Genomic DNA, 21912 nt, shown 5'->3' with positions numbered 1-21912 from the left:
TCGCTCGTCCAGGTAACAGATCCTTAATCTGCTCCCACTGATCATCTCTTAATGCATAGCGTTTAGTCATGAAAAAATAATGAGGACAGGTTAGATTTTCTCAAGCTAATTGATGACAGGCTCTAGTAAATTACACTCAAAACTTCATCCTCTAGTGATGGTTGGTTATCATGATCCAATTAAGCAATTTATGGAGGACGAGTATAAACCCTCAATCTCCTTTATTGATTCTCTAATTATGGATATTGAGAATGATGAAGTACTAGCTGATGATTCTAGTAAATCAAAAGTCAAACTTAGTAAATCTGATACAAATTCGAATACACCATTAAGAAAAGCTTTTATTGTTCATGGTCATGATAAAGCTAAAAAGCTTGAGACAGCACGCTTCTTAGAAAAAATAGGTTTTGAGGCTATTATCTTGCATGAGCAAGCTAGTAGTGGGAAAACTATTATTGAAAAATTAGAAAAATTTATCGATGTTGGATTTGGTATTGTGCTATATACGCCAGATGATGTTGGTGAGGCAGTTTCTAAGCAGGCTAATCTAAAACTGCGAGCGAGACAAAATGTTGTATTTGAACACGGTCTTTTAATTGGAAAGTTAGGACGTGATAAAGTAATTCCATTAGTTGTTGATCATAATATTGAACTTCCAGGAGATATCAGTGGAATGGTTTACATGTCTGATAATGGCTGGGAAATTCAACTTGCCAAAGAAATTAAATCCCTTGGTTACGAGGTAGATTTTAATAAATTATTTTAAACACATTAAAAAAACCGGCGCCTAGACGCCGGTTTTTCTACATCACTGACTCAGTTAGTTCTTAAAAGCTTAGATCGTTTCAAGCGCTGCATTCAAAGTTGCACTTGGACGCATTACTGCATTTACTTTTTCTTGATCAACTGCGTAGTAACCGCCGATGTCTACTGATTTACCTTGGACTTCTGTAAGCTCAGCAACGATTTTCTCTTCATTTTCAGCTAAAGTTTTTGCAAGTGGTGCAAATTTCGCTTTCAATTCAGCATTTTCGTCTTGAGCAGCCAAAGCTTCAGCCCAGAATTTCGCCAGGTAGAAATGGCTACCACGGTTGTCCAATTCGCCAGTACGACGAGAAGGAGACTTGTCGTTATCTAGCAATTTGCCAGTCGCTTGGTCTAAAGTTTTAGCAAGTAACTTGATGTCGTCATTGCCTTCTTTAATTCCCATTTCTTCTAAAGACACCGCCAAAGCCATGAATTCACCGAGTGAATCCCAACGTAAGTGGTTTTCTTCAACTAACTGCTGTACGTGCTTAGGAGCAGAACCGCCTGCACCTGTTTCATACATGCCGCCACCCGCCATTAACGGCACGATAGACAACATTTTCGCAGATGTACCCAATTCCATGATTGGGAACAAGTCAGTCAGGTAGTCACGCAGGATGTTACCTGTTACCGAAATAGTATCTAGACCGCGAGCAACACGTTCAAGCGTATAACGCATTGCACGTACTTGTGACATGATCTGGATATCAAGACCAGTGGTGTCATGATCTTTCAGGTATTTTTCAACTTTCTTGATCAGTTCGTTTTCGTGTGGACGGTACGGGTCAAGCCAGAAGATTGCTGGCATGCCAGAGTTGCGTGCACGAGTCACAGCAAGTTTCACCCAATCGCGGATCGGTGCGTCTTTCACCTGACACATACGCCAGATATCGCCTTCTTCCACATTTTGAGACATTAACACTTCACCTGTTTCTAGGTCAGTGATGTTCGCAACACCTGCTTCAGGAATTTCGAAAGTCTTGTCGTGTGAACCGTATTCTTCCGCTTTTTGCGCCATCAAACCAACGTTAGGTACAGTACCCATGGTTTTTGGATCGAAGTTGCCATTCCACTTACAGAAATTGATCATTTCCTGGTAAATACGTGCGAATGTAGATTCAGGCATGACTGCTTTACAGTCATAAGGCTTGCCGTCAGCGCCCCACATTTTACCGCCACCACGAATCATTGCAGGCATAGAAGCATCTACAATCACGTCGTTTGGTGAATGGAAGTTAGTGATGCCTTTTGCAGAATCAACCATCGCTAAAGCTGGGCGGTGTTCTTGACAAGCATGTAAATCAGCAATGATTTCTTCACGTACAGAGGTTGGTAAAGTTTCAAGCTTTTCGTAAAGACCCGCCATACCGTTATTGACATTAATGCCAAGCTCATCAAAAAGCTTGCCATGTTTTTCGAATGCTTCTTTGTAGTAGATTCTTACACAGTGACCAAATACGATTGGGTGAGACACCTTCATCATGGTTGCTTTAACGTGTAAAGAGAACAGGATGCCTGCTTCACGACAGTCTTCAAGTTCTTTCTCGTAGAAGTCGCAAAGTGCTTTTTTGCTCATGAACATTGAGTCGATGATCTCGCCGTCCAGAAGCGCAACTTTTGGCTTAAGAACAATGGTTTCACCAGACTTGGTGATCAGTTCCATTTTCACATCACGTGCGCGGTCTAAAGTCATCGACTTTTCGCCGTGGTAGAAGTCACCTTCGTCCATGTGTGAAACGTGAGTTTGCGACCACTGTTTCCACTCGCTCATAGAGTGCGGGTGTTTTTTCACGTAGTTTTTAACGGCAGCAGGTGCACGACGGTCTGAGTTACCTTCACGTAGAACAGGGTTTACTGCTGAACCAAGACATTTGCTATAACGTGCCTTGATTGCTTTTTCTTCTTCAGTGGTCGGGTTTTCAGGATAGTCAGGGATTGCATAGCCTTTAGACTGAAGTTCCTTGATACACGCTGTTAGCTGGCCAACAGAAGCACTGATATTTGGGAGTTTGATAATGTTCGTGTCTGGATCTTGTGTAAGACGACCTAGCTCAGCTAGAGTGTCAGGCACCTTTTGCTCTTCGCTTAGGTAATCTGTAAATTCGGAGAGCACGCGCACAGCTACAGAGATGTCACTTTTGACGATCTCAACGCCAGCTGGCTTAGTAAAGGTCTCAATGATCGGCAGCAGAGAATAAGTCGCCAGTAATGGCGCCTCGTCGGTCAGTGTGTAAATGATAGTTGACTTTCCACCAGCCATATATAGCCCCTTGCGTTGGATTGAGTTTCTGAGGACCGAACTTTTGGCCCAGCCTCTTTGAACCGATTTGCTTAAATAAAAACATTGAGAGTATCGTCTTTCAGCGCATTTCAGTCAACGAAATATGCCTTTAGATTGAAATTTGGGCGAAAATTTGTACAGATTTGTGCGGTTTAGTCGTGTTTGTATTTTGTACAAAAAAATAATCCTCTATCGCTGTAAATCCTGATGAAAATGATCGGAAATGATTCGCTAGCCAATTGTATTCACTGAAAATGGTTTTTTGAGTCCGACATAGACTTAAACTGATCCTCGAGATGTATATCGGTACCGAATGACTTCATGCTGTTTTGCGCAAATTCAGTCAGGCTGATGATGCAAATTTGTCCTTGGCAGATGGCTACATCATCATGGAATAGCTTTGCGCTATACTGGCAAGCATTAATGAAATGATCTTAAAGATTGACACTAACAAGGAAATGTAATGCCCAGCCTGTTTATTGTAATGCTCGGTGGTCGTCATGCCCGTGCCAATACAGAAGTTCATGATGTGGTTTTGGCTGTGGGGGGGAGTCTGGAAGATACCTATCCGCAATTAAAAAATGCCTGGTTTGCGGAACAGAAAGGCTTGCATATTGATGCCTGGGCGCAAATCAACGGGCTAGAGTTCGAGGGCAAGTCCTATGTGCTGCAATTTACTGATGCACAGCCACAGCAATCCGATGAAAAACTTTGGCTGATTAATCTGGGTGGTTATGATCCACGTGAGTTTGGTGAGTTACATCGTTATGTGTTGGTGGTTGCGCAGAATGCTATGGTCGCTAAACAGCGCGGTAAAGCTTACTTCGCCCGGCACTGGCAAAAACAGCATACCGACCGCGTGCTGGATGTAGATGACTGTATTGCCATCGATCAGGTTTATGGCCGCTATGTACAACTGTTAGAAGGTAGTTTCAATGGCAATCGCTGGGAAAATACTTATCTCACGATTTAAAGCAGTTTGCGATTGAATTAAACCTGCGGCTGGCTTGATGATTCGACAAGCGGTTTAAAAAACCTCTTTATCAAAATTTAATAATTGGCATAATACTGCCAAGGAAAAACAGTTTTGACTGAGATGGAATGTCTTAAATGGATTTAATTCAGGCAAATGGACAACCGCGTTATGGACGTTTTAAGGAGCTTCCAAAAAGTATTGACTATCAGGCATATCAATACAAAAATCCTTATGGTCATGTGCTGTCAGGCTGGCGCAAGCATCTAAAATATAAAAAATTCAAATTCTGTAGTATTCAGCATGAGCATTATACGATTGGACTGGCGATTGCCGATATTGCATGGGCAGGGCATGGTTTTGTCTATGTCTATAACCATATGACTAATGAAGTGTTGGAATGGAATGCAATTAATTTCCTGTCACGCAACACCGTGTTGGATGAACAGCCACTGTTTAATCATAGTTATTTCCATAATTCACCTTTTCAGATCGATATCCAGCATGCCAACGGCGTGCGTTATATCAATGTCAGCAAATATGGCGAGATTAAACTCAGTGCGCGAATTTTTTGTGCCGGAACTGATCCACTGAGTATGTGCAGTCCGACCGGCATAAATGGCTGGACTTATACCCAGAAATTAACCACCTTGGGCTGTGAAGGTTTTTTCATTAACAAGCAAGGTGAAACCATCCAGTTTAATGAACGCAGCTTTGCCTCTCTGGATGATACCTGCGGCTTTTTGCGCCCGGAAACCGCCTGGTTCTGGTTGTCCTGTAATTTCTGGGATCTGAACCAGAACCGGATTGGTATTAATCTGGCCTCTGGCGTAAATGAAAGCTTTGGCAATGAAAACTGTCTGTGGATCAATGGGAAAATTTATCCCTTGGCCGATGTGCTGTTTCAACAGGAATCGGAAAACCAATGGACGATTCAGTCGCTGGATGAAAGATTGAATCTGATGGTCAGCACAGGCTGGCGCCGTTATGAAAATCTCAACCTGCGTCTGGTCGGGAGCCAGTTTAGTCAGTGGCAAGCCAAGGTTTCCGGAACGATTCAGCAGGATGATCATGAAATTATTTTACTAAATGAATATGCCTTGCTTGAACAGCATTATGCCAAATGGTAAAAGTGCAGGACATAAGACCTAATTTAAAAGCCTTCAATTTTGAAGGCTTTTTGACTTGAGCTTAATCTTTGGCGGCCTGCCAGAAGGCTTCACCGGCCTGAATTGGATCATTGGTTTCGGCTAAAGTCTTCACCCAGACATCATATTGCGCAATCACAGGATGCTGACTGGGATGAAAATCTTTTTTAAACCAGTCCCGATATTGTGGGCCCATACGGGTCAAGGTGCCGTTGCGGCCAAACAACCAGGGCAATCCTTTTAAGTTCATTTGCAAACGCTCTAAGACACTGAAGCCATCATGTTTCAGCATGACATTGGCGCGATAGGCGGTATAACTAAACATCAAAAATGTCGTGCTGAGCAGAGTCATTTTGCGCATCCATTCAGGTGTTTTTGCGACATCTTTCATCACGTCAAAAGCCACATCACGATGTTCCATTTCTTCAATCGCATGCCAGGCAAACATGGCACGTACATAAGGATGACCGTCTTTTAAGGTGGATTTCTGACCGTAAAAAGTTTCAGCCATCAGCGCGGTCAAGTGTTCTGCCGCTGCCGTCGTTGCAATATTGAACTGTGCTGAACGATGTTTGAGGTCATAAGCGAACATATTATTCAGACGCTCAATAAAATCATCGACAGGCATGCCTTGTTCACGCATCAGCTGGTTCATTTTTTCATGGGCAATGCCATGCTGTGCTTCCTGACGAATAAAATTTGCCACACGTTGTTGCAGTTCCAGGTCTGTGATCTGATCGCGGAACAGGCGCACACTTTGAATAAAATAACGCTCGCCATCTGGAAAGGTCAGGCTCAAGGCATCGAACATGCGGGTCAGAAAGGGATCACCGCCAAACCAGTAGCGCGGAATTTCATCCAGTTTAAAATCAAGCTGGGTCCGGACCACGGGCTTTATTGAAGATTTTAATACTGCATTCATCTTAGAAGTTCTTTTTTGTGACGATGCTGACAGTATGTCGGGGAATGCCGTAATTGTTTTGACAGTGCTTGCCAATTTTTATACATTTTATGCCAAATGAAAATAAAACTGCTTAGACTAAAGCAGGCAGCGGGAAGCGCGCATGCAAGAAATTAAAATATCCAATGGTTATATTCAGCTTTGGGCGACTTATCTGCGCAGTCTGCAAATTGAGCCTTTGGAAGCTGACTTTCTGCAAGATGTACATGAAGCGCTTGTCCCCCTGATTGATCAGCCTTTTGCCACGCAAGTGCCGCTGGAATTATTAAATCAGCTTCTGTTAAGAACCCGGCAACATTTAAACTGTCCACAACTAATTTTCGAGATCGTGCAGGTTATTCGTCCAGAACATTTTGGCGTGCTCGGCTATATGGCTTCGCGAAGCAGCAGCGTTGCGGAAATGATCCGCCATATTATGCGTTTTCAACGACTGGTGATTGATGGCAGTGAGTTTGTACCTTTGCAGTTGAAGCAGCGTGAACACAGTATTGAATTATTTTGGGCCTATCTGGACGAAAAATATAATCTGCTCAATGAACTGACCATGGCCGCGATGGTACAGTTGGGACGTGTCATTTTACAGGACCATCAACTGTTAGTCCGTTGTGTACGCTTTGCCCATGCGCCCGATAGGGGACAAATGCATTATCAAAAGTTTTTCGCCAGCGAGGTGATATTTTCCCAAGCCTACTATGGCATAGAACTGGATCTACAAGGACTGGCACATCGGTCTGAGCAGGCAGATCCGATGCTGTTGCAGTTGCTGGTGCATCAGGCAGAACAGGCGATTGCCGCCAAGCCGCCCCTTGAGAATCATTTGGAACAGGCGCAGCAAATGATTGCCGAACAGCTGCGGACCCAGCATCAGGCCATTAAAGTTGAACAGCTTGCCCGGCAGTTGTTGATGTCGACACGTAGTTTGCAGCGCTTGTTCAGCACTCATGGCACTTCATTTAAAAAACTGCTGGAACAGCAGCGGATTAAACGTTGCGAGCTGTTGTTGCAGCAGGGATTAGGTCTGACCGAGATTGCCGAGCAGCTGGATTATTCTGATCAGTCGGCTTTGGCACGGGCCTACAAGGCAGCCACCGGACAGACCTTGTTAGAGCGAAAAAGGCAGTTACACAAAGCACCAAGCTGAAAAAAGCGACCGGTATCGGTCGCTTTTTTATTTTCGCAGGATGATGGATTAAGTGCTTGCTTTCACCTGAGGGAATCTAAACGCGATCGCAGCAATCGCAAAAATGGCCAGAATCCAGCAATAGTACACACCACCAATCAGTTCAACCGGCGAGATTTTTGCAATGGAACAGGCCAGTAGTAACTGTGCGCCATAAGGAATTAAACCCTGTACCACGCAAGAGAAAATATCCATCAGTGCCGCAGAACGCTTGGGATCCACCCCGTATTCTTTGGCGACTTCACGCGCCATATCACCCGACAGAATAATCGCCACGGTATTATTGGCCACAAAGATATTCGAAAACACCACCAGAAAACTAATCCCGATTTCGCCGGCACGTTGCTTCCCAACTTTAAATAGACGGGTCAAGCTATAAATGCGCTCGATCAGCCAGCGTAAACCGCCTTCTCGTTGCATGATCGCCGACAGGCCACCCAGAAACATCGACAATAACGCCACTTCAAACATGCCGACAAAGCCATCGTAAATTGAAGTATTCAGTTTGAGCAGATCGAATTCCGCTGTGGCAAATAGGCCAAACAAGCCGGAAAGTAGTACGCCAATGGTCAGTACAGCCAGAACGTGTAAACGGCTAAAGGCCAAAATAAATACGGCGATATAAGGTAAGACCAGAAGCCAGTTAAAATCCTTGTATTCCACTGCATTGCTACTACCGGTACTCAACACGTAAATCAGAATAGTGACAATTGATGCAGGAACCGCAATCCAGACATTGACCCTGAACTTGTCACGCAGTTGTACGCGTTGGCTGGTGGTTGCCGCAATGGTGGTGTCTGAAATCATGGACAGGTTATCACCAAACATGGCACCACCGACCACTGCACCAATTGCATAAATCACATCGATATCGGTAACCTGGGTGAAACCAAAAGCGATCGGCGCACAGGCCGCAATGGTGCCCATGGAGGTACCCATCGCCGTAGCAATAAAGGCCGAGATCACAAATAACATCGGCAGAATAAATGTGGGTGGAATCACCGACAGGCCCATTTGCACGGTGGCATCCACACTGCCAATGGTGCTACTGACGCTGGCAAAAGCACCTGCCAGCATAAACACCATAAACATCAGGATTAAGTTTGGATGACTGGCACCTCTGAGGAATTCCTCAATGCCCTGGTTGAGTTTGCCGCGATACACTAATGCAGCCAAGATAATCGCAGGCAGGGCAGCCACAGGCGCTTTCACCTGATAGAACGCGAACTCGGTTCCGATCAGGGAATGATAGATCCCGCTACCCAAAAATATGGTTAAAAATACAATAAGCGGCAGCAGTGCAATGGCGCGTGCCTGCACTGTAGCCTCAGAATCAGTCTGCATAGGAGATAAAAAAGTAAGAGAATAGGACTAGTATAAAGCAGGTTTTGCTATTTCAGAAAACTTTAAATGAATGCGCTAACATCTGCATTTTTATTAATTTTTATATGATAAAAATAAGTTTATCTAAATATTCAGGATTTTAGGTAATAGCAAAATTAGGCATCTTTGATCATTGTGAAAAAAATCAAAATAATCGTAAATAGACCCTTCCGAATTGTTTTGAAATCTTCGCACAGGAAATGAAGTACTCGAGGTCGGTATCGCAGACTGTTCATTGGACAAAAAATAGCGTTACAATGCGATGTCTTGTATTTCTACATAGTCAATGCCTCAAGTTTGAAACACGTTAAGGAAAATACCTCTCTATGTCACGTTTAGCCACACGATTTGGACAACTTAAATCTCAACAGCGTAAAGCTTTAGTTTCTTATGTCATGGCGGGTGATCCGCATCCAGAAGTCACAGTGCCTTTGCTGCATGAGATGGTGGAAGCGGGTGTCGACGTGATTGAGCTGGGACTTCCTTTCTCGGACCCGATGGCAGATGGGCCGGTGATTGCACTAGCTGCTGAACGTGCTCTGGCAGGTGGAACCAATACCCTGGATGCCCTGCACATGGTGAAAGAATTTCGCTTGAAAGATCGCGAAACACCAGTGGTGCTGATGGGTTATCTGAATCCGGTTGAAGTAATTGGCTATGAAAAGTTTGTGGCTTATGCCTATGAATGTGGAGTAGACGGTGTGTTGCTGGTGGACTTGCCACCAGAAGAAGCACAAAGTCTGGGTGAAGTACTGGAAAAATATGACATGGATCAGATTTTCCTGCTGGCACCAACTTCAACCGATGCACGTATTCAACATGTAGCAAAACAGGCCAGCGGCTTTATTTACTATGTGTCACTGAAAGGCGTGACCGGTGCAGCAACTTTAGATGTTTCTGAAGCCGCTACACGCATTCAAAAGATTAAAGCTGTGACTGATGTTCCTGTAGGCGTAGGTTTCGGTATCAGTGATGCTGCATCTGCGAAAGCGATGGGTGTTGCTGCCGATGCAGTTATTGTGGGTAGTGCGTTTGTAAAGCAGTTTGCAACGCTCGCACCAGAACAAGCCGTTATTGCGACGGTGAATAAAGTCAAGGAGCTTCGAGCAGCGCTCGATGAGTTAGTATGAGTCAACAAGTGAAATCAGGCAAAATTCTGAGCCCATCGACCCCATGGACGGAGCGTACTGTTCCGGGCATTCAGGTACCCGATGAGCAAACGGCATATAAAGCGACATTTACCGAGCCTACGATTGAGTGCCCTGAATGTCATGCATTGGTGACCCGTACTGCCATGTCATTTAATGCTTATGTCTGTCCGCAATGTGATGAACATTTGCGTATGAAAGCCCGTGAACGTCTGAACTGGTTCTTTGACCAGGTGCAAACAGAATTGGGTCAGGAATTTATAGCCAAAGATCCGCTGAAATTTGTCGATAGCAAAGCCTATCCAGACCGTATGGCGGAAGCACAAAAGAAAACTGGTGAAACCGAAGCATTGGTGGTAATTCAAGGTTTGCTGAAAGGCGTACCGATGATTGCCTGTGCGTTTGAATTCGACTTCATGGGCGGTTCTATGGGTACAGTGGTCGGTGACCGCTTTGTTCAGGCGGCAGAACGTGCGATTGAAACCCGTCAGCCCCTGATCTGTTTTGCTGCTTCGGGTGGTGCACGTATGCAGGAAGGCATGTTGTCCCTGATGCAAATGGCGCGCACTTCGGCTGCGATCCAGCGTTTAAAAGAAGCAGGTCTGCCTTATGTCGTGGTACTGACTCATCCAGTGTACGGCGGTGTGACCGCATCATTGGCAATGCTGGGTGATGTACATATTGCTGAACCGAAAGCGATGATTGGCTTTGCCGGTAAACGTGTGATCGAACAGACTGTACGTGAAAAACTGGAAGAACCGTTCCAGCGCGCGGAATATTTGCTTGATCATGGGGTAATCGATCAGATTGTTCACCGTCATGCATTACGTGATACAGTTTATCGTATCGTTACGAAGTTGATGAATTTGCATTGAACACAGCACCCTTAGCAACAGATTCTTTAAATACATGGCTCGATTATTGGAGCCATGTTCACGTTACGGGTATTGATTTAGGTCTGGAACGGGTTATTCCTGTAGCTGAAAAGCTGGGCGTGACATCTCCAGAGGCCAAAGTGCTGACGGTGGCAGGAACCAATGGTAAGGGTTCGACCACCACCACGCTGGCCGCGATCCTGAATGCGCAAGGCTTCAAGGTCGGGCTATATCAATCCCCCCACGTGTACCGTTTCAATGAGCGTGTTAAATTGCGCGGCATTGAAGTGGAAGATCAGTTGCTGATTGATGCTTTTGTTCAGGTCGATCAGGCTCGTCGCGAATGCGGTTTGAGCCTGTCTTTCTTTGAAGCCACGACACTGGCTGCTTTTGTGATTTTTAAAGATCAGTGCTGTGATGTCTGGGTGCTGGAAGTTGGTTTAGGCGGCCGTCTGGATGTGGTCAATGTGGTCAATCCGGATGTGGCGGTGATTACCAATATTGGTCTGGATCATACTGACTGGCTTGGTGACACCATCGAGAAAATTGCTTTTGAAAAGGCCGGAATTATTCGCCCGGATATTCCAGTCGTGTTTGGTGGACAGCAACAGATCCCGCAAGCCATTCTAAATAAAGCTCAAGAATGTAATGCATCTTTGTATGCAATCAACCGGGATTATTTCTATAAAGCCTTTGAAGATGGCCAAAGCTGGGCTTTTGCTTCATCGGGTACGACCTTAAAACTCCCAACAGGTTCGCTGGCACTGGATAATATTTCTACCGCCGTGGCCGCCATTCTGCTGAGCGGATTAAACGTCAGCCAGCAGGCAATTGCACAAGGCATTCAAACGGCAAAATTGCCGGGACGGTTTGAAATCCGTCAAATCCAGAATAAAACCGTGATTTTTGATGCAGGACATAACCCGCATGGGGTGGAATTTCTGCTGAAACAATTACGAGATTATTTAAATTACAATCAAAAATATAATGAAGTCATTTGTGTATTTTCAATGCTGGCAGATAAAGATATAAATTCTGTCGTCAAGTTATTGAAAGACACGGTTCAATTGTGGAAAATTGCACCATTATTCGTCCCACGTGCGGCAGAGGTCACAGTTTTGGCTGATGCTTTAAGCGGTGAGGCGGTAGAACAATTTGATAATGTAAAATTAGCTTTTAAATCAGCACTGGATCAAACAGATAATAATCAGCTGATTTTGGTATGTGGATCATTTCATACCTTAGAAGCGGTATGGGAGTATTTGGAAGAATGTCAATGAATAACAAACAGCGCTGGATGGGCGGTGTTGTTTTACTCGGTGGTGGTGTTTTATTGGCAGCATTACTCCTGAAAGGCCAAGATGAAATCAATCAGGACCGTCAGCAAAATCCGGCACAGGCTGCGGAAGTTGAAAATAAAGAGGCAGGCAATCATTCGCTCGGTTCTTTGACGGTCGATGTAGAAACAGAAAAGCGTTTACTTGAACAGCAACGCCGTGACCGGGAAAAAGCGGTTGCAGAACAGGAGGCGCGTGCAGCCGAATTTTTAGCGATGCAACAGCAGGCTGAAGCAGATGCTGCACGTAAAGCGGCTGAAGAATATGCTGCCCTGAATGCACACCGCCTAGGACAGCAAAGTTCCGATAATATTCCACCAGAACTGGTGGAAGATGAACAGGCCAAGCAGAAACGTCTGGCTGAAGAAAAAGCGGTGCAAGAAAAAAAGTTAGCCCAGCAGCAGCTGGACCAACAAAAAGCCAATAGTTCTACTGACGCAGCCAAGAAAGAAGCAGAGCGTAAAGCTGCTGAAAGTAAAGCCGCTGAAGAAAAACGCAAGTTAGAGCAACAGCAAAAAGCCGAAGCAGAACGTAAGGCGGCTGAAGCAAAACGTAAAACCGAGGAAGAGCGTAAAGCGGCTGAAAAGAAAGAAGCTGAACGTAAAGCTGCCGAGGAAAAACGTAAAGCTGACGAAAAACGTAAAGCTGAAGAAGCCAAGAAAAAGGCTACAGCCGAAGAAGCCAAGAAGAAAGCAGAAGCTGAACAGGCGCGTAAGTTACTGGAAGGTGAAGAGGACAAGCAATGGATGGTGCAGGTGGCACTGGCAGCGAATGAAGCCAATGCAGATGCTGTAGCAGCCAAACTGCGTGCCAAAGGTTATAAAGTAACCAAAAGCTCAACGTCTAAAGGTGTACGTATCATGGTGGGTCCGTCCAAAGACCGTGAGACTGCAGATGCACTTCGTAAGAAAATTGCGTCTGATGCCAGCCTGAATATGAAATCAGCTTGGGTGAACGATTGGGTGCCGCTAGATAAGCGTTAATTCTTAGTATTAATCAAAGTTTCTGTAGATGGATTCGTGAGTTGCTCGCGAATCCATTTTACATTTTCAGGGGTAAATAAATTTTCAATATTGTGCCAAATGGCATGAAAACCATATCCGCCATGTTTCATTTCCTGTAGTGCCTGCTCAATCGGCCAATGTTCAAAAATAATCCGGTACATGGCGACACTTGCACCAGTTCGGTCTGAACCGTGATAACAATGCAAGAGCACCTTCTGGTGATTTTGTTGCGCTTGCTGAATCAGTAGCATAATTTTCAATAAATCTTCCCGATCAATTGCCCAGGTATGTATGGGTACATGATGTAGCTGAAAGTTTTCATTGCTCAAAACAAAGCTGTCTTGATCCCGTGAACGTAAATTAATAACTACATCGATTTGATGCTGCTTTAATAAAGGAATGAGTTCAGTTGAAGGCTGCTCACTACGATAAACAAAATTGCTGATTTGATGAAAATTATGATTCTGATGAATGGGCTGTCCCCAATGCTGAGGACGTTGAGGTTCAGGCAGGGCGGGCGTAGTCATGCAACCTGTGGTTAGGAGGTAGCCACTCATGAGAATTGGAAATATGCAGATTTTCATACAGAGCGTAGATGTTGTTTTTGTTATTTCAAGTTTAAAGTGAATACGAGATTTTGAATATAAAAAAGCCTATCCGAAGACAGGCTGTATCAACAAATCGAATCCGTGGCACGTCAATGTCGTATTCGATAAAGCATAAAATGTGGAAAATAGAGTTTCTCTTATCCTTTACTTCGCTTGTCTTTCGCAAAATTAAAAAGGAGTCCTTTTAATTTTGCTCAGGATGGGGCGTGAGGCGTAAATAAGGTTTAACCGCTGTATAACCTTTTGGAAAACGTTGCTTGATTTCTTCTTCATCTTTCAGTGAAGGGACAATCACCACATCATCACCGTGCTGCCAGTTCGCAGGCGTGGCCACTTTATGTTTATCGGTGAGTTGAAGTGAATCCACCACACGCAAGATTTCATGGAAATTACGACCCGTCGATGCAGGATAAGTAATAATCAAACGGACTTTTTTGTTGGGATCAATGATCACTAAAGAACGAACTGTTAGCGTTTCGCTGGCATTCGGATGAATAAAGTCATACAGCTCAGAAACTTTGCGATCCTGATCGGCAATGATCGGGAAATTCACCGTAGTGTTCTGAGTTTCATTGATGTCTTTAATCCAGCCATGATGTGACTCCACATTATCGACCGACAAGGCAATCGCTTTAACACCACGTTTTGCAAACTCATCTTTAAGTTTTGCGGTATAGCCAAGTTCAGTCGTACATACCGGTGTATAGTCGGCAGGGTGTGAAAATAAAATGCCCCAGCTATCGCCCAGAAAGTCATAAAAATTAATTAGGCCTTCACTGGATTGCTGTTCAAAATTCGGTGCGGTATCGCCTAAACGTAAACTCATCTTTTTAGCCTCAATTGGTCTTTTAATGTCGAGATACGATTTAATATGAACCAATTTTTTTATGATTAAAAATAGTGTTTTTTGCTTTCTTTATGAGTAAATTGCATAAGTGAGATATCCATCTATCCAGAAGCGCAAAAATCAGTCACTTAATTGACTATGTTGCACAGGGAAAATTTGCTACATTACTTTGCCTTAGATCTTAGGGCTAGAACTAAGGATCAGATTTTTTTAGCGGTTTTACAGCAAAACCCTTGTAGTTCAAATTTCTAGCACCATAATAACGACTAAGAACATATTCATTTGACAAGCAAGATTTAGAGAGTCTATTCATGTTGGCAAGTCTGATCGGAGGAATCTTCGGTACCAAAAATGAGCGCGAACTCAAACGCATGCGTAAAATCGTAGACAAGATTAATGTGCTCGAGCCGACGATATCTACCCTTAGCGATGCAGACTTATCTGCAAAAACTGAAGAATTCAAACAACGATATAATAAGGGTGAAACCCTCGATAAATTACTGCCTGAAGCATTTGCAGTCTGTCGTGAAGCGGCGAAGCGGGTGATGGGCATGCGTCATTATGACGTGCAGCTGATCGGTGGTATTACCTTGCACGAAGGCAAAATCGCAGAAATGCGTACCGGTGAAGGTAAAACCCTGATGGGTACTTTGGCCTGTTATCTGAATGCCATCAGTGGTCAGGGCGTGCATGTCATTACCGTGAACGATTACCTGGCGCAACGTGATGCCGAGTTAAACCGTCCATTATTCGAGTTTTTGGGTCTAAGCATCGGCATTATTTATTCCATGCAAAATCCGATGGAAAAAGCGCAAGCTTATCGTGCCGACATTACTTACGGTACCAATAACGAATTTGGCTTTGATTACCTGCGTGACAATATGGTGTTCTCGCTGGCTGAGAAAAAGCAGCGTGGTTTGACCTATGCCATTATCGATGAGGTCGATTCGATCCTGATTGATGAAGCACGTACCCCGTTGATTATTTCTGGTCAAAGTGAAGATTCTTCACAGCTTTATGCAGCCATCAATAATATTCCACCAAAATTACAGGCACAGAAAGAAGAGAAAGTGCCGGATGGCGGTCACTTCTGGATTGATGAGAAACAGCGTTCGGTTGAAATTACTGAAGTGGGTTTTGAAACCATTGAAAGTGAACTGATTGAAATGGGCTTGCTGGCTGAAGGAGAGAGCTTGTATTCAGCATCGAACCTGAACCTGTTGCATCATGTCACTGCAGCGATCCGTGCGCATTATCTCTATCAGCGTAATGTCCAATACATCATCAACGATGGTGAAGTGATTATTGTCGATGAAAATACCGGTCGTACCATGCCGGGACGTCGCTGGTCTGAAGGTTTGCATCAAGCCGTAGAAGCCAAAGAGGGTCTGGAAATCCAGCCGGAAAACCAGACTCTGGCAACCACAACCTTCCAGAACTATTTCCGTCTGTATAAAAAATTATCCGGTATGACCGGTACTGCTGATACTGAAGCAGCGGAAATGAAAGAAATTTATGGTCTGGATGTGGTGCTGATTCCGACCCACCGTCCAATGATTCGTCAAGACCATAACGATTTAATTTATTTAAATCGTGAAGGGAAATATAACGCGATTATTCAAGAAATTCAGCGTGTGCATGAAGCTGGTGTCGCACCAATTTTGATTGGTACAGCCACCATTGAAGCTTCTGAGATTCTGTCGGATAAGCTAAAAGCGGCAGGGATCCAGCATGAAGTACTGAATGCCAAACAGCACGAACGTGAAGCCGATATTATTGCGCAGGCCGGTGCGCCGCGTGCAGTGACGATTGCCACCAACATGGCCGGTCGTGGTACCGATATCCTGTTGGGTGGTAACTGGAAGGCGTTGCTGGCTAAAATTGAAAACCCGACTCCTGAAGATGAAACGCGTCTGAAAGCAGAATGGGATGTTAATCACCAGGCTGTGCTGGATTCTGGCGGTTTGCATATTATCGGTTCTGAGCGTCATGAATCACGCCGTATCGATAACCAGCTGCGTGGTCGTGCTGGTCGTCAGGGTGACCCGGGTGTATCACGTTTCTACCTGTCACTTGAAGATGACTTGATGCGTATTTTCGCCGGTGATCGCGTAGTCGGCATGATGCGTGCTATGGGCTTGCAGGAAGATGAAGCGATTGAGCACAAAATGGTGTCTCGTTCGATTGAAAATGCGCAGCGTAAAGTGGAAGCACGTAACTTCGATATTCGTAAGAACTTGCTAAAATACGATGACGTCAATAACGAACAGCGTAAGATCATTTATAGTCAGCGTGACGACATTCTGGCAGAAAATTCACTGCAGGATTATATTGAAGAAATGATCCGTGAAGTGATGCAGGGTGTAATCGCCAACTATATTCCGCCTGAATCGATTCATGACCAGTGGGATATTGAAGGTCTGGAACTGGCGCTGCGTGAAGATCTTTCGATGGATCTTCCTATCGGACAATGGCTGGAACAGGACCGTCGTCTGGATGAAGAAGCTTTGGTGGTGCGCATTACCGATGAAGTACTGAACCGCTACCGTTCACGTCGTGAACAAATGGGTGAAGAATCTGCAGCTTCGCTTGAACGTCACTTTATGCTGAATTCTCTGGATCGTCATTGGAAAGAGCATCTGGCGGCTATGGATTATTTGCGTCAAGGTATTCATTTACGTGGTTATGCGCAAAAGAATCCAGAGCAGGAATATAAAAAAGAAGCTTATAACCTGTTTGTAAACATGCTCGGTACAATCAAGTCAGATGTCGTAACAGATCTGTCACGCATCCACGTACCGACCCCTGAAGAGCTGGCGGAAATGGAAGCACAGCAGCAGGCACAGGCTGAGGCAATGCGTTTGCAGTTATCTCATGAAGAGTTTGACGGCTTGCTGGCAGGTGAACATGAGGTGACGACCGAGCAAAATGCTCAGGCGAATCCTGTAGCACCAGTCTTTGAAGCACCGGCAAGTCGTAATGCGCCTTGTCCATGTGGTTCAGGTCTGAAATACAAACAGTGTCATGGCAAGATCTAAACGCTATTAAAAATCAGAGCCCCATGGCTCTGATTTTTTATATATGAAGATTTTTCAGAAATTGAATACTGTTTGCAGTCTTAGGAATTAAATGCTATTTAATGGCTCATTCAACACCTCAAAGTGGAATAACCTGAATGAAAAAAGTATTAAAACCGCTCATAATTGCCGCTTTGGCAACGCCTGCCTTAAGTTTTGCACAAACTGCAGCGACCACAACAATTGATAAAGTTCAGCAAGCGGTGGGTACGACTACTGCTCAAGTACAACGTACCGATGCACAAGTGACTGTGGCAAGCCCACGTACCGGCATCCGTTATACCTTTGCCAATCAGAATCGTCCGATTGTGTTGCAGACCGCTGCGATTGCAGCTGCTAATGCGGCAAATGCAGACCGTATTGTTGCTACTAATCCTGCACTTTCTAGTGCAAGTCAACAACAAGCGAAACAGGCTTTACTAAGCGAATCTGGACAACTTGCACAAAATTAAAAATATCTTAATTTTAAAAACGTAGAAACCAGTCTTGATGACTGGTTTTTTATTGTGAAAACCCATAACAAATCTCAGGCTGGCTCAGGCTTTGGCTCGATTTTTTGTTGCAGATCAACTAAGCTGTATTTTTCTAAAACTTCAATATTGGACTTTAAAATGGCAGTTGGTGACGTATCTATGCCACAGATGCATGTGGTGAAAGGGGTTAAAATTGGTTCGGCTGAAGCCTATGTGCGCTATCAGAACCGACGTGACCTGGTGATATTTGAACTGGCTGCAGGCTCCAATGTTGCTGGAGTGTTTACCCAGAATGCCTTTTGTGCAGCACCTGTGCATGTATCCAAAGCACATTTGCAAGCGGGAAATCCACGTTACCTGGTAATCAATACCGGCAATGCCAATGCAGGAACAGGTCCTACAGGCATGGCAAATGCAGAAGCCACCTGTGCCAAGTTAGCTGAACTTGCAGGCGTACAGGCTGCTGAAGTGTTGCCATTCTCGACTGGTGTGATTGGTGAGCAGCTTCCAATGGAGCGTTTGCTTACAGGTTTACAGCCTGCGCTGGATTCATTGCGTGATGATGCCTGGGACGATGCAGCGACTGGAATCATGACCACAGATACTACTCCGAAAGGTGCGTCAGAACAGTTCGAGCTGGATGGTGTGACTTATACCATGACCGGTATTTCCAAAGGTGCGGGCATGATTCGCCCGAATATGGCGACCATGCTGGGCTATGTTGCGACGGATGCACCGATCAGCCGTGAACTGGTTCAACAGTTATTAACTGAAACAGTCAATGTATCGTTTAACCGTATTACAATTGATGGCGATACCTCAACTAATGACTCGTGTATTTTTATTGCCACAGGTCAGGCCGGTGGTGCTGAAATCACTTCGACTGAAGATCCACGTTATGCAGTGGTGCTAGACGTATTGACACGTACCATGAAACGCCTTGCGCAACTGATTGTACGTGATGGTGAAGGTGCGACTAAATTCATTACCGTGACTGTAGAAGGTGGTGGCAATACTCAAGAGTGCTGCGATATTGCCTATAGCATTGCGCATTCACCGCTGGTCAAAACCGCAATCTTTGCTTCTGACCCAAACTGGGGCCGTATTCTGGCAGCGATTGGTTATGCCGGTGTGCCAAATTTAGACGTTGCAAAAATTCAGGTTTGGTTAGATGATGTACAAATCTGCAAAGATGGTGGTGCGGCCGCAGACTATACTGAAGCAGCCGGTGCACGTGTGATGGCCCAGGCTGAAATGACGATTCGTGTTGATCTTGGACGAGGTCAGGCAAAAGATACGGTTTATACCTGTGACCTGTCGTATGACTACGTAAAAATCAATGCAGATTATCGCTCATAATTCAGATTGTTTCTAAAGCCTCCGTTGTGGGGCTTTTTTTATACTTAATGATTTTTAATGACTGGTCAAAAATAGCATTTCGCCAGAGATGACCGGGATGTAGGGTGAAAGGTTCATTGAATAGTGAACCATGAGGGTAGAGTAAGAGTTGTTATGAATGATGCGACCAAATTAATAGCCAATGAAGCTAAATCGATTGTGCAGGCGCATTTAGATCGTTTAGGTGTTCCACAACAACATCAAATGAGCCAGCAGGAAAAATTGGACAAATTTGCACAGATCAAGGCAGAGCTGGAAAAACAGGATGCTGTTTTGGTGGCGCATTATTATTGTGATCCTGAAGTGCAAGAACTGGCTGAACTGACGGGGGGCTGTGTTTCCGATTCACTGGAAATGGCGCGTTTTGGTCGCGATCATCCAGCTTCAACGCTTGTGGTAGCTGGTGTGAAATTTATGGGCGAAACCTCTAAAATTCTTTCACCCAATAAAACCGTGCTGATGCCAACTTTGGAAGCGACCTGTTCACTGGACTTAGGTTGTCCTGTCGATGAGTTTACCGCTTTTTGCGATGCGCACCCGGATCATACTGTGGTGGTTTATGCCAACACGTCAGCGGCCGTGAAAGCCCGAGCCGATTGGGTCGTCACTTCAAGTTGTGCAGTGGAAATTATCGAACATCTGGACAGTCTGGGCGAAAAAATCATCTGGGCACCAGATCAGCATCTGGGTCGTTATATCCAGAAAAAAACCGGTGCAGAGATGTTGCTCTGGGATGGCGCCTGTATCGTGCATGAAGAATTCCGTTCACGCGGTATTGCCAATATGAAAGCGCTCTATCCAGATGCGGCAGTTCTGGTACATCCCGAATCACCGATGTCTGTGGTCGAGATTGCCGATGCGGTGGGTAGTACCTCACAATTAATTAAAGCAGCACAAACTTTGCCAAATCAGCGTTTAATCGTAGCTACTGATCGCGGTATTTTTTATAAAATGCAGCAGGCAGTGCCGGATAAAATTCTGATTGAAGCACCAACCGCAGGAGAGGGGGCAACTTGTCGTTCTTGTGCGCATTGTCCTTGGATGGCCATGAACGAGCTGGATGGTATCTTGCATGTGTTACAGCATAAAGATCAGGAAGTGCATGTCGATCCGGTACTTGCTGAACGAGCTAAACTGCCTCTAGATCGCATGCTGAACTTTAGTGCCGGACTAAAACGTTAAAATTTGTATAAAAAATGTCTGAAGCGATTGATAAATAAACGCTTGAAGCGTTTTTTCGGTTTTTTTTAAATATAGGTGTTGACGTCTCCGGGCGTCACGCCTAGAATGCACACCGTACCGAACGATGTTCGATACGAAAGCTGAGATGAATCGGAGCATAGCACAGCCTGGTAGTGCACCTGGTTTGGGACCAGGGGGTCGTAGGTTCGAATCCTACTGCTCCGACCAATTCTTCAAGGCAAATGATGTTTGCATCAGTAACGCGCTTGTAGCTCAGTTGGATAGAGCATCCGCCTTCTAAGCGGATGGTCACAGGTTCGAATCCTGTCAGGCGCGCCATTTGGTCGCTTGATGTTAAGAATCAAAATGATGGTGGATGTAGCTCAGTTGGTAGAGCCCTGGATTGTGATTCCAGTTGTCGCGGGTTCGAATCCCGTCATTCACCCCAACTTTTAAAGTTGAAATCGGAGCATAGCACAGCCTGGTAGTGCACCTGGTTTGGGACCAGGGGGTCGTAGGTTCGAATCCTACTGCTCCGACCATCTCCTTCAAGATGGTCGAGATAAAAGATACCGCGTTAAGCGGTTTTTTTATGCCTGAAATTCAATGTGAATAAAAAATATACAATTGTTATCGGTGACTATCATGATGAATGCTCGAACCCCTATTAAATTATTTTTCATCTAATAAAACTGTGCATTAAAGATTGCTTTCTTCTCGCATTGCTTCACTCTTAATTTTAATCATTCAACAATTCAACCAGAGTTTATCTATAGAGTGATTATCTTGATGAATGGAATTTTAATGGATGGATGAGGATTATATTTTTAAAATGGGTAAGGGATTCCATAGTAAATCTATTTTATTAACTCATCTGTTGTGTTTGATCTGAAATAAAGACAATAAAAAATTTTTAGATAGATATAGCAATTAAATTAACTAGAAATATCCTTTGATAAGTAAATAAACTACTTTAAAACATCAGTAATTGAATAAATTTTGAGTGAAAAATAGAAAAACCTATAATTTTTGTAGAATAAATAAACAGTCGTGATATTTTTGCTGAATTATTTAAGAATAGGGGTTGTATTGGGTCGGGAATGCTGTAGAATGCACATCCATCGGCGGTGATGAAGATTAAAACTTCTGATAAAACAGTGACTTAGTTAACTTTGATTAAGTTCGGTTTTAGAAAGAAAGTTTAAAAATAGTTTTCATTGCTAGTTGACA

17 protein-coding genes and 4 tRNA genes are annotated in these 21912 nt (G+C 44.4%); 16 read left to right on the top strand and 5 right to left on the bottom strand.

Features of this window, described 5'->3' with window-relative positions; all coding sequences use genetic code 11:
• Window positions 1-112: 112 nt before the first annotated feature.
• A complete protein-coding gene (locus FTV08_RS15080; protein WP_180087613.1) occupies window positions 113-766 on the top strand; it encodes a TIR domain-containing protein in 654 nt (217 codons plus the stop codon).
• 69 nt (window positions 767-835) lie between these two features.
• Here the strand turns inward: FTV08_RS15080 and FTV08_RS15075 are convergent, their stop codons facing one another.
• Entirely contained in the window at window positions 836-3067 is a 2232-nt protein-coding gene (locus tag FTV08_RS15075; protein WP_180087612.1) for an NADP-dependent isocitrate dehydrogenase, read from the bottom strand.
• A 484-nt stretch (window positions 3068-3551) separates the two neighbouring features.
• On the opposite strand from FTV08_RS15075, the gene FTV08_RS15070 reads away from it, so the two are divergent.
• A complete protein-coding gene (locus tag FTV08_RS15070) occupies window positions 3552-4061 on the top strand; it encodes a DUF1543 domain-containing protein (RefSeq protein ID WP_180087611.1) in 510 nt (169 codons plus the stop codon).
• 137 nt (window positions 4062-4198) lie between these two features.
• Window positions 4199-5191 (top strand): DUF2804 domain-containing protein, encoded by a 993-nt coding sequence (locus FTV08_RS15065; RefSeq protein ID WP_180087610.1) that lies wholly within the window; start codon window positions 4199-4201, stop codon window positions 5189-5191.
• A gap of 61 nt (window positions 5192-5252) precedes the next feature.
• Here FTV08_RS15065 and FTV08_RS15060 read toward each other — a convergent pair whose 3' ends face one another.
• Entirely contained in the window at window positions 5253-6131 is an 879-nt protein-coding gene (locus FTV08_RS15060) for a metal-dependent hydrolase (RefSeq protein WP_180038936.1), read from the bottom strand.
• Between the two features lie 142 nt (window positions 6132-6273).
• Between FTV08_RS15060 and FTV08_RS15055 the strand changes: the two genes are divergently transcribed.
• Window positions 6274-7311: an AraC family transcriptional regulator gene (locus FTV08_RS15055; protein WP_180087609.1), complete on the top strand. Its 1038-nt coding sequence runs from the start codon at window positions 6274-6276 to the stop codon at window positions 7309-7311.
• 48 nt (window positions 7312-7359) lie between these two features.
• Here the strand turns inward: FTV08_RS15055 and FTV08_RS15050 are convergent, their stop codons facing one another.
• Window positions 7360-8694 carry a Na+/H+ antiporter NhaC family protein gene (locus tag FTV08_RS15050; RefSeq protein ID WP_180087608.1) on the bottom strand — a complete coding sequence of 445 codons (1335 nt, stop codon included), beginning with the start codon at window positions 8692-8694 and terminating at the stop codon, window positions 7360-7362.
• A gap of 365 nt (window positions 8695-9059) precedes the next feature.
• Between FTV08_RS15050 and trpA the strand changes: the two genes are divergently transcribed.
• Genes trpA through FTV08_RS15030 form a run of 4 tightly spaced genes read left to right on the top strand, consistent with a single transcriptional unit; the run spans window position 9060 to window position 13076 of the window.
• Entirely contained in the window at window positions 9060-9863 is an 804-nt protein-coding gene (gene trpA / locus FTV08_RS15045) for a tryptophan synthase subunit alpha (RefSeq protein WP_085064171.1), read from the top strand.
• A complete protein-coding gene (gene accD, locus FTV08_RS15040) occupies window positions 9860-10756 on the top strand; it encodes an acetyl-CoA carboxylase, carboxyltransferase subunit beta (RefSeq protein ID WP_004733767.1) in 897 nt (298 codons plus the stop codon). The genes trpA and accD overlap by 4 nt, the downstream gene beginning before the upstream one ends.
• On the top strand, window positions 10753-12036 hold the full coding sequence (folC, locus tag FTV08_RS15035) for a bifunctional tetrahydrofolate synthase/dihydrofolate synthase (protein ID WP_180087607.1): 1284 nt from the start codon (window positions 10753-10755) through the stop codon (window positions 12034-12036). The genes accD and folC overlap by 4 nt, the downstream gene beginning before the upstream one ends.
• Window positions 12033-13076 carry an SPOR domain-containing protein gene (locus FTV08_RS15030; RefSeq protein WP_129717557.1) on the top strand — a complete coding sequence of 348 codons (1044 nt, stop codon included), beginning with the start codon at window positions 12033-12035 and terminating at the stop codon, window positions 13074-13076. Before folC ends, FTV08_RS15030 begins: the two co-directional genes overlap by 4 nt.
• On the opposite strand, the gene FTV08_RS15025 is transcribed toward FTV08_RS15030, so the two are convergent.
• Window positions 13073-13681 carry a dual specificity protein phosphatase family protein gene (locus FTV08_RS15025; RefSeq protein ID WP_180087606.1) on the bottom strand — a complete coding sequence of 203 codons (609 nt, stop codon included), beginning with the start codon at window positions 13679-13681 and terminating at the stop codon, window positions 13073-13075. The two genes, FTV08_RS15030 and FTV08_RS15025, sit on opposite strands and share 4 nt — an antisense overlap.
• A 208-nt stretch (window positions 13682-13889) precedes the next feature.
• The gene (locus tag FTV08_RS15020; protein ID WP_180087605.1) at window positions 13890-14531 is read right to left on the bottom strand and encodes a peroxiredoxin; all 642 of its coding nucleotides are present in this window, start codon (window positions 14529-14531) and stop codon (window positions 13890-13892) included.
• 332 nt (window positions 14532-14863) lie between these two features.
• On the opposite strand from FTV08_RS15020, the gene secA reads away from it, so the two are divergent.
• From secA to FTV08_RS14980, 8 genes are all read left to right on the top strand, one after another.
• Complete coding sequence (gene secA / locus FTV08_RS15015) at window positions 14864-17590, top strand: preprotein translocase subunit SecA (protein WP_180087604.1); 2727 nt, start codon at window positions 14864-14866, stop codon at window positions 17588-17590.
• Between the two features lie 137 nt (window positions 17591-17727).
• Complete coding sequence (locus tag FTV08_RS15010; protein ID WP_180087603.1) at window positions 17728-18081, top strand: hypothetical protein; 354 nt, start codon at window positions 17728-17730, stop codon at window positions 18079-18081.
• A gap of 159 nt (window positions 18082-18240) precedes the next feature.
• Window positions 18241-19461, top strand: coding sequence for a bifunctional glutamate N-acetyltransferase/amino-acid acetyltransferase ArgJ (gene argJ, locus FTV08_RS15005; RefSeq protein ID WP_180087602.1), 1221 nt, complete (start codon window positions 18241-18243; stop codon window positions 19459-19461).
• Between the two features lie 153 nt (window positions 19462-19614).
• The gene (gene nadA, locus FTV08_RS15000) at window positions 19615-20682 is read left to right on the top strand and encodes a quinolinate synthase NadA (RefSeq protein ID WP_180087601.1); all 1068 of its coding nucleotides are present in this window, start codon (window positions 19615-19617) and stop codon (window positions 20680-20682) included.
• 151 nt (window positions 20683-20833) lie between these two features.
• Window positions 20834-20910: transfer RNA gene (locus FTV08_RS14995), tRNA-Pro, on the top strand.
• A 34-nt stretch (window positions 20911-20944) separates the two neighbouring features.
• Window positions 20945-21021, top strand: a tRNA-Arg gene (locus FTV08_RS14990).
• A gap of 33 nt (window positions 21022-21054) precedes the next feature.
• Window positions 21055-21130 (top strand) — tRNA-His (locus tag FTV08_RS14985).
• 17 nt (window positions 21131-21147) lie between these two features.
• Window positions 21148-21224, top strand: a tRNA-Pro gene (locus FTV08_RS14980).
• Window positions 21225-21912: the final 688 nt, after the last annotated feature.

This window comes from Acinetobacter sp. YH12226 (genome assembly GCF_013417805.1).
Taxonomy (GTDB): domain Bacteria; phylum Pseudomonadota; class Gammaproteobacteria; order Pseudomonadales; family Moraxellaceae; genus Acinetobacter.
This window is presented reverse-complemented; position numbering and strand designations above follow the sequence as displayed.